At 52.5% G+C, this 12,381-nt stretch carries 9 protein-coding genes; 1 reads left to right on the top strand and 8 read right to left on the bottom strand.

Annotation, left to right across the window (positions count from 1 at the left end; genetic code table 11):
• Positions 1-37: 37 nt before the first annotated feature.
• Together G411_RS0112035 and G411_RS0112030 are read right to left on the bottom strand one after the other, a co-directional pair.
• Positions 38-988, bottom strand: a complete 951-nt coding sequence (locus G411_RS0112035; RefSeq protein WP_022959463.1) for a glutathione S-transferase family protein — start codon at positions 986-988, stop codon at positions 38-40.
• Positions 989-1,048: 60 nt separating this feature from the next.
• Entirely contained in the window at positions 1,049-1,498 is a 450-nt protein-coding gene (locus G411_RS0112030; protein ID WP_022959462.1) for a DoxX family protein, read from the bottom strand.
• Between the two features lie 168 nt (positions 1,499-1,666).
• Between G411_RS0112030 and G411_RS0112025 the strand changes: the two genes are divergently transcribed.
• Positions 1,667-2,572 carry a LysR family transcriptional regulator gene (locus G411_RS0112025; RefSeq protein WP_022959461.1) on the top strand — a complete coding sequence of 302 codons (906 nt, stop codon included), beginning with the start codon at positions 1,667-1,669 and terminating at the stop codon, positions 2,570-2,572.
• A 53-nt stretch (positions 2,573-2,625) separates the two neighbouring features.
• Here the strand turns inward: G411_RS0112025 and mcrC are convergent, their stop codons facing one another.
• The 6 genes from mcrC to hsdR are packed head-to-tail and all read right to left on the bottom strand — an operon-like array spanning position 2,626 to position 12,356.
• A complete protein-coding gene (mcrC, locus tag G411_RS0112020) occupies positions 2,626-3,669 on the bottom strand; it encodes a 5-methylcytosine-specific restriction endonuclease system specificity protein McrC (protein WP_169530682.1) in 1,044 nt (347 codons plus the stop codon).
• Positions 3,670-3,687: 18 nt separating this feature from the next.
• Positions 3,688-5,904 (bottom strand): MrcB family domain-containing protein, encoded by a 2,217-nt coding sequence (locus tag G411_RS22440; RefSeq protein WP_022959459.1) that lies wholly within the window; start codon positions 5,902-5,904, stop codon positions 3,688-3,690.
• Positions 5,905-6,660 carry a hypothetical protein gene (locus G411_RS0112010; protein WP_022959458.1) on the bottom strand — a complete coding sequence of 252 codons (756 nt, stop codon included), beginning with the start codon at positions 6,658-6,660 and terminating at the stop codon, positions 5,905-5,907.
• Between the two features lie 12 nt (positions 6,661-6,672).
• Positions 6,673-8,412 (bottom strand): restriction endonuclease subunit S, encoded by a 1,740-nt coding sequence (locus G411_RS0112005; protein ID WP_022959457.1) that lies wholly within the window; start codon positions 8,410-8,412, stop codon positions 6,673-6,675.
• A 43-nt stretch (positions 8,413-8,455) separates the two neighbouring features.
• Entirely contained in the window at positions 8,456-9,946 is a 1,491-nt protein-coding gene (locus tag G411_RS0112000) for a type I restriction-modification system subunit M (protein ID WP_022959456.1), read from the bottom strand.
• Positions 9,947-10,001: 55 nt separating this feature from the next.
• Complete coding sequence (hsdR, locus tag G411_RS0111995; RefSeq protein WP_022959455.1) at positions 10,002-12,356, bottom strand: EcoAI/FtnUII family type I restriction enzme subunit R; 2,355 nt, start codon at positions 12,354-12,356, stop codon at positions 10,002-10,004.
• Between the last annotated feature and the right edge of the window lie 25 nt (positions 12,357-12,381).

The raw sequence follows: 12,381 nt of genomic DNA, 5'->3' as shown, positions 1-12,381 counted from the left end.
CGGGAATACGCCGAGCGATGTGTTGTATTGACGCACATCAGTCGTCCAGCCGCGGCCCCAGCGGCACAATACCACTTGGGTTTAGGGCTTTAATCGAATAATAGCCCGCCTTGATATGGTCGACGTTCACGGTGCTGGCAATGCCCTCCATCGCCAGTATCCGCTGAGTGTAGGCCCATAGTCGGGGCATCGATCGCAGGGTGTTGCGATTACATTTGAATAAGCTGTGGTAGGCCAGATCAAAGCGAATTAAGGTCACCCACAGTCGAATATCCGCTTCTGTCAGTTGCTCTCCCAGTAGAAACGATCGTCCATCAGCGAGCTGGGACTCCAGCCTGTCCAGCGCCGCGAAAACGCCGTGGTAAGCCTCCTCATACGCCACCTGTGAGCTGGCAAAGCCCGCCTGATACACACCATTGTTCAAGGCGGGATAGAGGTAGTCGTTCAGCGCATCAATCTCGCTGCGCAATGCCTCGGGGTAAAGGTCGAGGTGATTGCCCGTGAGATGATCAAACGCGCTGCCCAACATGCGAAGGATATCGGCCGATTCGTTATTGACGATAGTGTGCAGATGCTTGTCCCAGAGTACCGGTACCGTCGCGCGCCCGGTGAACTGCGGATCAACCTGAGTGTAAATCTGGTGCATATACTGCGCGCCATTGAGTTTGTCCTCATCGGCGTCTGGGTAAGCGCTAAACGTCCAGCCCTGATCGGTCAATACCGGATTCACCACGCTCACACTGATGTAATCGCTCAGGCCTTTGAGTGCGCGAGCCATCAGCGTGCGCGACGCCCACGGACAGATATAGGCGACGTATAAGTGGTAGCGTCCTTTCTCGGCCCTAAAGCCGCCTTTGCCAGTCGGCCCGGCACTGCCGTCCGGGGTAATCCAGTGTCGAAACGACGAGGTTTGGCGAATAAAACGACCCTGCTCATCTTTGTTCTGAACGGGCTGCCAGTTTTCTGCCCATTTACCGTTAAGCAACATAGCTCACTCCTCGGGAAACAGTATGGCCCGCAACGCTGCGGGCCGATGGGGTGGGGGCGCTTACTGACTGAGGCGTTGGCTCAGCAGTGCATCCACCGAGAACCGGCCACCGCCTTGAATCGCCAGTGCCACCGCGGCGACAAGCAGGGTCAGCGCGTACTCGTAGCCGTTGTTGCTCATGAACAGGCCGTTATCAATATGAACGCTGAAGATCGCGATCAGCATGGTAAAAGCCGTGAGCAGGGCAGCGGGTCGAGTTAACAAACCGAGTGCCAGCGCCAGCCCGCCGAAGAACTCTGCGCTGCCTGCCATCAGCGCCATCAGGTAGCCCGGCTCAAGGCCGATGCTGGCCATCCACTGGCCGGTGCCTTCCAGGCCGTAGCCGCCGAACCACGCGAACAGTTTCTGCGCGCCATGTGCGGCCAGAATCAAGCCAATCGGTACGCGAAGTACCAGTGCGGAAAAGCCAGCGTTGCTGTGTAAAACCGTTTTGATCAGTGAGGTATTCATGTCGTGCTCCGTCAATTAAGAATCGTTGGGGTGGCTGAGGTCCTTATTGCCCGAGCCATGGTGCAACTTTATCTTTCTACTTAATGGCAATAAATGGCTGATATGTTTTATAACTATCAATAATATGTTGATAATATTGGAGCGAGTTGGCGCACTTAAGGAGTGACTGTGGATCGTCTCGATGCGATGAGGACCTTTGTTTCGGTCGTGAATGAGGGTGGATTCAGCCGCGCGGCTGAGCGCTTGGACAAGTCACCGCAGTTGGTCAGCAAGTATGTCGCAGCCTTGGAAAAACAGCTCGGCACGCGTCTGCTCCGGCGCACCACGCGCCGTATCAGTCTGACAGAAGCCGGGCAGGCCTACTTTCAGCGCGTTCAACAAGTGCTGTTTGATATCGACGATATGGAGAGCCAGCTTGGCGACTATCAGCAGCAGGCGCAGGGGCTTTTGCGTATCAGCGCGCCGGTATCCTTTGCCATCTCCCACATGGGAACCTTGATCTGCGATTTCCAGCGGGCCTATCCCGCCATCGAGATCGACCTGCAGCTCAATGACCGCAAGGTCGATATTGTGGAAGAGGGCTTCGATGTCGCGCTGCGTATCGGTCAGCTAAAAAGCTCCTCGCTTATCGCCAAACGTCTTGCACCCGTACGTATTCTGCTCTGCGCCGCGCCAGACTATCTGGACCGATGTGGTCGACCCGCGCAGCCTGAAGAGTTAGCCGAGCATCGCTACCTGCGCTACAGCTACATCGAAGATGAAGGGGACTTATCTCAATATTGGCGACGCAAAGGGCCGGGGGCACCCGCCGCCAGTGTCGTCTCCAACAATGGCGACCTGCTCGTCCAGGCGGCAATCAATGGCGGAGGCATCGCCCTGCAACCCAGCTTCATCGCTGGCCCTGCTATCGCTGCCGGGCAGCTAGAAGTCGTCCTGCCGCAGTGCGAGCCTGAACCGCTGGGGCTCTATGCCGTCTACGCCCACCGCCAATTGCAAACGGCAAAACTGCGGTGCTTTCTGGATTTTATCGACGGTTATTTCGGCTCGCCGCCGTATTGGGATGCGTTTGAGTAGCTTGAATCGACGCTAAGTGGTTCTAGTGCAGACTTATCGGGTTTTAAGGCGGCTTAGATTTCGTGTATGAGTTCGTGAAGCTCCTCGCGGATTTCGGTCCAGTGTCGGCAAAGATTAACCGTACAGATTCGAATATCATGGCCGTGCAGTTGATAGTTTAGGCGAATCTTCCTACTTGCCAATGGGTACAAAAGCATACCGCTGGCACGTGCATCAGGTCCCTCGCGCCCCTCCAAATTTTTTACATACGCAAATAGTTGATATAGGTTCGCCGAATGCACGCGCTCGGTGTTGAAATAGCTTGTTAGCGTTTCTTTGTAATATTTGGCATCAATAATCAGTGTCTGGCTGGGGCTACGAATCGATAGGTCGGTTTCCATCGTGGGTAGGTATGCCAAGCTCTCTTCGGCTGATCCTTCAGAAAGCCAGTTGATTCGTTCCTTGCGAACGGATAAATCGCTACGTTCTGTGCGATAGAAATTGAACAAAAACTCTTCAAAGACTTTTGCCATGCGTCTCTCGTCGCGGAGAAAATCTTTAAAACTGAGGCTGCCATCGCGCTGGCTAATCAAAAGTGAGTCAGCAACTAGCTCGCATACACTTAGCAGTAGTTTATAAAAGCGTGCGTTGCTGTGTAGTTGTACCTTGCGGAAGAGGGCTTTGTTCAGTGGAGGGGCGTCGATGCCATCCAGCTCTCGGTAAAGGCTGTGCAGCTGTTTGTTCAGGTCGCGGTCCATCTCTCGCACGCGGCTTAGATGATAGAGGGTGGAGCGCAGAATCTGATTGGCAATAGTGTTGGTGGTCAGTTCGTCAAACTGGCAGTGAGCCAAGCCCTGTGCAGCCAGTACTCGACGTGCGGTGGTGGTCATATCAATACGACCCCGAATGCCGGGAATCGTCTCGCTATGAGCTTGATAGCCTTGCTCCAGTCCCCGACGCAACAAGTGACGGGTGCCGCGTATTAGTACAAAGGCAAACAAATCCACCTGGCGGGTGGAATCGATCCCGGTTACATCGATTACCTCTGACTCGGCCAATCGATTCCACGAATAGCAGAGTAGGTAGTAGAGGTTCTGAATGGGAATGACGTTCGACACGGTAATCTGTCAATCCACTCAGGCCAGCAGTTCATCAATCAGCGATTGTGCTGTACCGGGATCGTCAAACCAGTACTCGCGAATCAGTGGCGCGATTTCGAAGTTCACAATCTGCCGGTACCAGGCGTTGTCGTACAGACCGCTATCCGAGGCTGCACAGAAGAAGCTGTGACCAATGCAGAACCCGGGGCCAAGATTGGCGCTGTCTTTGGCAATGCGATCATTCAGGCTGTTCATACGGCTGGTGATGGTGGCAATCATGGCCTGCTCGGCGCCGCGCTCCTGCATAAAGCGGGTAAAGCCCTCGCTTTTGAATTCGGGCTTTAAGTCCACAAACGCAAAGCGGCGGCGCAGGGCGTAGTCCACCATGGCCAGCGAGCGGTCGGCAGTGTTCATCAAGCCGATCAAGTGCACATTCTCGGGCACATGAAAGCGCTCCCCCAAATCCTTGCTGTAGGTGAGGGGCGCCTGCCACTCCTCACCGCGCTTGTCGGCCTCGATCAGCAACATCAGTTCACCAAAGATTTTGCTCAGGTTGCCGCGATTGATCTCGTCGATCACAAACACGTAGGTGTTGTTCGGGTCTTTGGCGGCCTTGCTGCAGAATTGATGAAACAGACCGTTCTTCAATTCAAAGCCGGAATCGCTGGGGCGATAGCCCTGTACAAAGTCCTCATAGGCGTAAGACTGGTGGAACTGCACCATCTCTACCCGCTGGGGTGCTTTCTCTCCCATCAGGGCATAGGCCAGTTTTTTGGCAACAAAGGATTTGCCCACACCGGGTGGGCCCTGCAACACAATGTTTTTCTTGTTGTGCAGCAGCGCAAGAATGTCCTTGATGTCTTGTTTACCAATAAATACATCTGACATTAAGCTATCGACAGACATTGGTGCGGCTGAGGCAGTTTGGGTATCTGATTGATAGCTGGGCTCCGGCTCCTTTACGTCGATCGGAAGTCCTCCAACTATGGAAAGGTACTCGTCGATCAATTCGTCTAGATCCGCGTCTATTTGATCTTTATCGAGCGCTTCCGACAGGTCATAAACTTGATGAATATAGGATTCGCCATAACGAATGGCGGATTTATGAAGCGTGGTTTGAAAGTACTGCTCTACTGTTTGGCTCTCTTCATCAGTTTCCCAAGTGATAAGGGGTGGATTTGTCGCGCTCACGCCTTTGGCAAGCACAAGCAAGCTGTCGGCACGATAATATAAGTAAACGGGGTAGATCCCTTTTGTCGGTGTTTGACCGGCCGACAGCAGCCCAATCCAGGGAACATGCGCCTGATTACCCGCGCCAAAGCTGATTCGCATGGTTAAACCTGCGTGCGAGCGAGGATAGTCTTGGGTGCGTAGACTTTCGGTATGGGCTTGCTCCAAAAAGGTCATCAATGTGTCGTAGATTGAATGGCCCTCTGTACCCTCCTTCGATTTGCTCGTGTCCTGCCACATAGCCTTTAGGGGCGGCACATACCAATCTAATTGTTCTGTATTAAATGATTCCACCTGTTCTGCGCGAATAGTGGCGAGTGCTTCATCCATCTCACTTGCTTTGAGCGCGTTAATTTCTTGTTTGTCGAGACCACTGAAGCTCTTTAATACCTTTTTGCGATCGCCTTGGCCGAAAATGCGTTCAAAACCGTCCGGGAAAAGCAGGTAAAGCAGCATATGGCGGAACTGACGCTTTCCATTGTCCGGGATTGTCTCCAGCCATTGAGCAAAGTCTTGACCATTTTGTAGAAGCTTGCCGCGTTCGTCAGGTGAGAGAGAAAAGAGCGCCTTGAACAGCCGAATAGCATAGACCAGCTCTTTCCAGCGAAGATTGTTATAGGCCGTGCCGCCGCTGCCGATACCACTTAACGGTTCATCACCGAGTAGCGCTTGGTTCTCCGGTAGTTCTACACCAGCCCAGGCGAGAATATGGTTAATATTTTCGCGCTTCTTGCTTGGCTTAATATTACTTGGGGCTAGCAGCATGGCCCACATGATCTCTGCACAAAGGATCTTGGACTCTGGTCGAGCAGATGCTAGCTGGGTCTCAAGTTTTTGTACAAAGTTGCCTTCGCCATAATTGAGATTATCAACGAAATAGGTCACCAGCTCATCGAGGGTGTGGCTATTCCAAATATCGCCAAAACCAAATAACGACTGGCCGTTGAGTAAGCTGACTTCCTGCCACTGCTGAGCAGCTTGAAGGATAGGAGCTGTATTTTTATTACCACAGAATCTGCTCATTTAACGTACCTTTTCCTTGGTAAGGGCGTGGTCCTCGAAAACTTGATTGATAAATTCAGATACCATTTCGAAGTTATCAAGCACCTGATTGTGGAGCATAGTGCTGCCGTGAGAATAGTGGTTTCGTAGTTGGTTGAGATTGTCTACGAGAAGCTCAACATAATCATAATCTGGATCTGGTGGCAGTGTATCGATATCAACCTCCGGAAGCGCAATCTGAGATTTTCCTGTTCGTTTTAACTCGGCAATGGCCCATTGCCGGCGTTCAGTATCGGCTTTGTTGTAAGCGATTTGTTTAGCATTTCGGTGCCAGGCAGAAAACCCTTCGTTGCGGATTAACTGATGGTCTCGGCAGTACTGCATCAGCGTTTTCATGCCATTTCGCAGGCCGCCTTTTTTGCCAGTTTTAGCCTTGTGTTCGTCGTTGCGCCGTTTGATATAGCGCTTTATCTCGTCCTCGCCGATACGCTCTCTCATAGCAAGCTCCAGTACGGTAAGTACCTGAGCTTCGGCGATGTTAAAGAAGCGGTATTCAAACCAGGCGTAGAGGTAGAGGTTGCGGGCCACATCGTATTGAGTGGCGATTCTATCCGGCACCTGGTCGTGCAGCGGGTAGCGCTCTATTTCGGCGTAGTGATCTTCCACGGTGACCGGCCGTTCTTCGCCGGTTTGTCGGTCGATGCGCACATACCAGGTATTGCGAATATCAGCAGTGCATAACTCGGTCAGGGGTTTTAATCCGTCTCTATCACTCATCAGCGTCTGCTATCAGGCAATGGCCTGTTCGGTTAGGGCGTCAGCCAGATACAGTTGGATGGTTTGGGCTTGGTTTAGGCGAGCTTTTAGTTGGTCGCAGAGCATGGTTAAATTCATCACTTGTGCAACAATTCTCTCCTGCTCTGGCATAGGCGGGACGGGAATAACTAGATCGGTAACATCACTAATTTTTAGGTTTGGCTGTAGTCCTGACCCGCCAAATCGAGCTTGGTATAAGCCCAATACGTAAGCGCTTTGCATAAATAGATATAGGAACGACGAGTCCAAAAATGGCCTGATTGCAGCTACCCGTTGATTTAATAGTGATTCATGATAAGTCTCAGGACATATGCTAATTTTAAGTCCAGTGGAAATATAAGGCCTTGTTAGAGCCAGTATCAAATCACCTTTAAAAACGAGATAGTTTTTATATTCCTCTTGGAAGTCGATAGGCAAGCAATCAGCTGTTTCAATAAGTTCTCCTACTCCTGCATTGGTAATCTTAATTACCTTGCATCCATCATTCTCTTTAAAGTCTTCACTTTTAAATGAATTACCAGAGAAAATTTGAGCTAAGTCGCCAAGTTTTCTATATTCCCAGCCTCTCTTTAACGGAAAAGGATGCTCTTCAGCAGATACGGTGGTTGGCACCTTCTGCTTTTTAATCTTCCCCTCTTTAACCAGCTTGGCCTTTTCAGTCGCAATCCGCTTTAACAGTTCACTAGCCGGTTCGTCGTTGGGATCTTGCGGGACGAGTTTGCCCATAACGGCCAGTTGCAGGATGGTTTGTTTGAGCTGGTCGATGCTGTGTTCGGTGGTGAACAGGGTGTCGAAGTGTTGGGCGATACGTTGCCAGGCTTGTTGGAAGCTGTCGTGGTCGGCGGCGTTGGTGAGGGCGCCGAGCAGGGTTGCCACCAGGGTTTGGTGGGCGCTAAGGCTGGCTTCGGTTTGCTGTTCCAGTTGGTCGCAGAGGGCCATTAGTTCATCGACTTTGGCGACTATGCGGTGTTGTTCGGCAAGTGGGGGGAGGCCTATGACATACTCTAAGAGTTGTTCTTGCTTAATTCCCTCGACAGTTGTTCCTGTGCCTCTGATTTTTAGTGTCGAGTATGTGTTCAAGAAAAAATCTACATCTACGAACGAGGTTAGCTTTACTGACTTCAAATCTTGATTGAAGGCCATGGGAGCTTTAACTATAGAGATTTTTCCAAGTCCCATGCGGGTGCAAATCAGTATGTCCCCAACATCCGCTAGTCGACTACCGTTGATTAATCCTAGTTCGGTTATTTGGTCCTGCGTTGTTGAAATGTGACGCTTTGTTCCAAGATCCTTGACGCTTGCCCAAGGAATGTCTCCATTCCAGTATTCAGGGTTTCTTTTGCTAGGCGTTCCACCGCTATTGATTGTGTTAAATAGTTGGCCTGTGCGAATGAGGGTCCATCCGCCAGGGGTATTGATTTTTTCTTCATCCGTTAAGGGCGGTAGAGGTTTGGCTTTTTTTATTTTCCCCTCTTTTATGAGGGCTGTTTTTTCGGTTGATATTTTCTTGAGTAGCTCAGTTGCTGGTTCATCATTCGGGTCTTGTGGAACCAATAGACCACGCGCTGCCAATTCCAAAATCAACTCGCGCAGCTTTTTAATGCCGTAAAGCTCGGTCTTGCTGGATGAGCCTCGGCCTGCGCTGGATTTCTGCTTGATGGCAGAGGTCCAGAGGTTGAGGTGTTGGGTGATCAGGTTTTCTACATTATTCATGATGGATTGCCGCGTCGCTGACGCTCCTCGCAATGACGTGGACTTAGTGGTTCAAAGCTTCGTGTAAGATGGCCTTCAGCTGGTCGCGCAGGCTTTGAATCTCTTGCTGTTGCTGATCGTACTCGGCCAGCAGCTCGTCCGGGTCGTGATTGACCTGTTCGCCCACATGGGGGTTTTTAATATCCAGGTTGTAGTTACGGTCGATAATGTCCTGCAGGCTGACTTTCCAGGCCTGTTCGGTCTCGGTGCGGGTTTTAAAGCCGTCCTCTTCATTGCCCCACCATTGGCGTTCGGTTTCGAACTCTTCGAACTGCATGGGTTTGGTTTTGTTGTAGCTGGTCACACCTTCCGGGTAGGGGTGCTCGTAGTACCAGACGGCTTGCGTGGCGGGCCATTCGGCCTCGGACTTTTTGGTAAAGAAGAGGATATTGGTTTTAATACCGGTGTAGGGGTTAAAGACGCCGTTGGGCAGGCGCACGATGGTGTGCAGGTGGCACTCGTTGAGCAGTTTCTCTTTTAAGCGGGTTTTCATGCCCTCGCCAAACAGAAAGCCATCGGGCAGTACCACGGCGGCGCGGCCGTGGGTTTTTAACAGCTTGATCACCAGCGCCATAAACAGGTCGGCGGTTTCGCGGGTGCGGAAGGTGGCGGGGAACTGGTTTTCCACGCCGTCCTCTTCCATGCCACCAAAGGGCGGGTTGGTGATAATCACATTGACCCGGTCTTTCTCGCCGTAGTCGGTATAGGCACGGCGGCTGAGCATGTTGTCGTGCTCAATCTGGGTGGGCGTGTCGATGCCGTGCAGGATCATATTGGTGGTGCAGAGCATATGGGGCAGGGCTTTTTTCTCCACCCCGTGAATGCTTTGCGCCAGTACTTCGTTGTCCTTGCTCTTTTTAACGTAGTTATCCCGTTTGTGATCAATGGTACAGGCGAGGAAGCCGCCGGTGCCGCAGGCCGGGTCCAGTACGCTCTCTTTCAGCTTGGGGTCTACCCGGTCGACAATAAACTTGGTGACAGCGCGGGGGGTGTAGAACTCACCGGCGTTACCGGCGCTTTGCAGGTCTTTAAGGATCTGCTCGTAGATGCTGCCGAAGGTGTGGCGATCCTGGGTGTTGTTAAAGTTGATCTCGCAGATTTTGTTGATTACCTGGCGCATCAGGGTGCCAGACTTCATGTAGTTGTAGGCGTCTTCAAAGATATTGCGGATCACCAGTGCGCGTTTGCCGTTCTCGCCGCTGATGACCAGTTTGTCTTTGAGGGTGGGGAAGAGCTGCAGGTTGACGAAGTCGCTCAGCTCGTCGCCGGTCATGCCCTCGGTATCGGCGGCCCAGTTGCGCCAGCGCAGGTGCTCGGGCAGGGGAGATTTGTAGTCGTCTTCGTCAAGGAGTTCGATTTCGGCTTCGCGGTCGTCGTAAATCTTGAGGAAGAACATCCACACCAGTTGGCTGATGCGCTGGGCGTCGCCGTCGACGCCCACATCCTTGCGCATGATGTCCTGAATGGATTTGATAATACCGCTGACGTTGCTCATGAAGTTCCTGAGGTTAAAAAGTATTCAATCTTTTGGGGTGTCTGTTAGCTGCTTGCTAGCTGATGTCGCTGAAGAGCTGTTGTTCGAGGTCTGCGACGGCCTGCTCGTAGTTGGCCTTGCCGCCAAAGACGTCGTTGATGATCTCTACGGGGGTGCCAATGCTATCAAACGGGTTGAGCTTTAACACCTTGGGGGTTTCGATGGAGGTGATGCCTTCATCGGCGTATTTGTCCAGCAGGGCCTCCAGCACGGCGCGGGCCTGATCACCGTAGCGGGTGAAGTAGTTGCGCTTTTTGACGTTGTTGGCCCGCTCTTTTCGGGTCAGTGGTGGCTGGTCGAAGGCGATATGGCAGATGAGGTCGAAATCGCCGTACTCGCGGCCTTTTTCGCCCACTTCCTGAGCGAGTTTGTCCAGCTCGATGCCGTATTCGGCCAGCTCCTCGATAATGGCGGCTTTCTTCTTGCTGCTGTGCCATTTGCTGAGGAAGTCGTTGAGGGAGCTGAACTCCTTGCGGATGCAGTTACGGCTGTAGTCGCGGTAGGACTCGGTGACCATCTGGCCATCTTCGCCCAGATACTCCACCCGCTCAGAGAGGATGCGCACGTCCACGCCGCTGACGCGTACTTTGTAGGCACCCTCGGGTTCATTCACCCCGTCGCCATCATTGTCATCGCCGGGCAAATCGGGGTCTGGCGGTACAGGATTGTCGCCATCACTCGGTTCATAGATCACTACGGGCTCGCCATCGAATTCTGGGTCTTGAAACAATTGGGTCGCCCGCTTGAAGTCCATGATGGTGAAGAAGTACTTGTTCTGCTCTTCATGAATGCGGGTGCCGCGCCCGACGATCTGTTTGAAGGTGGTCATGGAATTGATGGTTTTATCCAGCACGATCAGCTTGCAGGTTTTGGCATCCACGCCGGTGGTGAGCAGTTCGGATGTGGTGGCGATGACCGGGTATTTGCTCTCCGGGTCGATAAAATTGTCCAGCTCGGCCTTGCCCTCGACGCTGTCGCCGGTAATACGCATCACGTATTTGCTGTTCTCTTTCGCTAGGGCCCCGGCGGCATTGACGATGGCTTTGCGCATGCGCTCGGCGTGGTCGATGTCTTCACAGAAGATGATGGTTTTCTGGTAGGGGTCGGTGGCGTTCAGCAGCTGCATTACCCGTTCAGCCACCAGCCGGGTGCGCTGGTTCAGCACCAGCACCCGGTCCATATCCTGCTGGTTGTAGACCCGCTGTTCGATCTCGTTGCCCAGATCGTCTTTCATGCCTTTGGGCGGGTGCCAGCCTTCCAGGTCCCGGTCGATATTGATGCGCACCACCTTGTAGGGGGCAAGGAAGCCATCTTGAATGCCCTGCTTTAAGGTGTAGGTGTACACCGGCTCGCCAAAGTAGGTGATGTTGGAAGCGTATTCGGTCTCTTTGGGTGTGGCGGTGAGACCCAGCTGAATAGCGCTGTCGAAGTATTCCAGAATCTCGCGCCAGGCGGAGTCGTCGTTGGCGCTGCCACGGTGGCATTCGTCGATCACAATCAGATCGAAGAAGTCGCGGGATACGGACTGGTAGATCTTGTCCTCTTCGTCCGGGCCTGTGAGGGCCTGATAGAGGCCCAGATAGATCTCGTAGGCCGGGTCGATCTTGCGGTTTTTGATTTTGGTCATCACCGAACCGAAGGGCCGGAAGTCGTTGACCAGGGTTTGGTCGGCCAGAATATTGCGATCCACCAAAAACAGAATGCGTTTGGCTTTGTTGGCTTTCCACAGACGCCAGATGATTTGGAAGGTGGTGTAGGTTTTGCCAGTACCAGTGGCCATCACCAGCAACAGCCGCTTATCGCCTTTGGCAACCTTCTCCATCACACGGTTGATAGCCTCTGCTTGGTAGTAGCGGGGTTCTTTACCTGAGCCGTCATCGAAGTAAGGTTCGATAACCAAATCTTGCTCTTCTTCGGTGATACCGCGATAGGTTTTGTAACGCTGCCATAGCTCGGCGGGAGTGGGGAATGCATCTAAAGAGAGTTCGGTTTCGATATCCTCGCTAGGCGCGGCTACCTTGTTGTGTGAGGCAAAGGCGTCGCCATTGGAGCTAAAGGCTGAGGGTACTTCCAGAATATCGGCGTAGCCTAGGGCTTGCTGCATACCCTGGCTGGCGGTGTGATTATTGTCTTTGGCTTCAACTACCGCAATGGGGATGCCTTTTTCCTTTTGCAGAACATAGTCGGCAAATTTTTTCTTCTTCTTGTTGCGGGACGAGAGGTTGCCTCGCACGATTACGGGGCCAGGTGTTAGGGTAACTTCACGGCGGATTTGTGTCATTTCATCCCAGCCAGCCTCGATAAGGGCGGGGGTGATGAATTTAGCTTTAATATCTGATTCGCTTAGCTGCTTTTTTTCTGATTTATCCATCCGCCTATCCATCGATGTATGGTTC

It is taken from the genome of Spongiibacter tropicus DSM 19543 (assembly GCF_000420325.1).
Classification (GTDB): domain Bacteria; phylum Pseudomonadota; class Gammaproteobacteria; order Pseudomonadales; family Spongiibacteraceae; genus Spongiibacter; species Spongiibacter tropicus.
Note: the sequence above shows the minus strand (reverse complement) of the source record. Positions and strands in the feature narration are given on the sequence as shown.

Coding starts and splice junctions, on each gene's coding strand:
- G411_RS0112030 (WP_022959462.1), bottom strand. CDS start 1,498: ATGAATACCTCACTGATCAAAACGGTTTTACACAGCAACGCTGGCTTT.
- hsdR (WP_022959455.1), bottom strand. CDS start 12,356: ATGGATAAATCAGAAAAAAAGCAGCTAAGCGAATCAGATATTAAAGCT.
- G411_RS0112035 (WP_022959463.1), bottom strand. CDS start 988: ATGTTGCTTAACGGTAAATGGGCAGAAAACTGGCAGCCCGTTCAGAAC.
- G411_RS0112010 (WP_022959458.1), bottom strand. CDS start 6,660: ATGAGTGATAGAGACGGATTAAAACCCCTGACCGAGTTATGCACTGCT.
- G411_RS0112005 (WP_022959457.1), bottom strand. CDS start 8,412: ATGAATAATGTAGAAAACCTGATCACCCAACACCTCAACCTCTGGACC.
- G411_RS0112000 (WP_022959456.1), bottom strand. CDS start 9,946: ATGAGCAACGTCAGCGGTATTATCAAATCCATTCAGGACATCATGCGC.
- G411_RS22440 (WP_022959459.1), bottom strand. CDS start 5,904: ATGAGCAGATTCTGTGGTAATAAAAATACAGCTCCTATCCTTCAAGCT.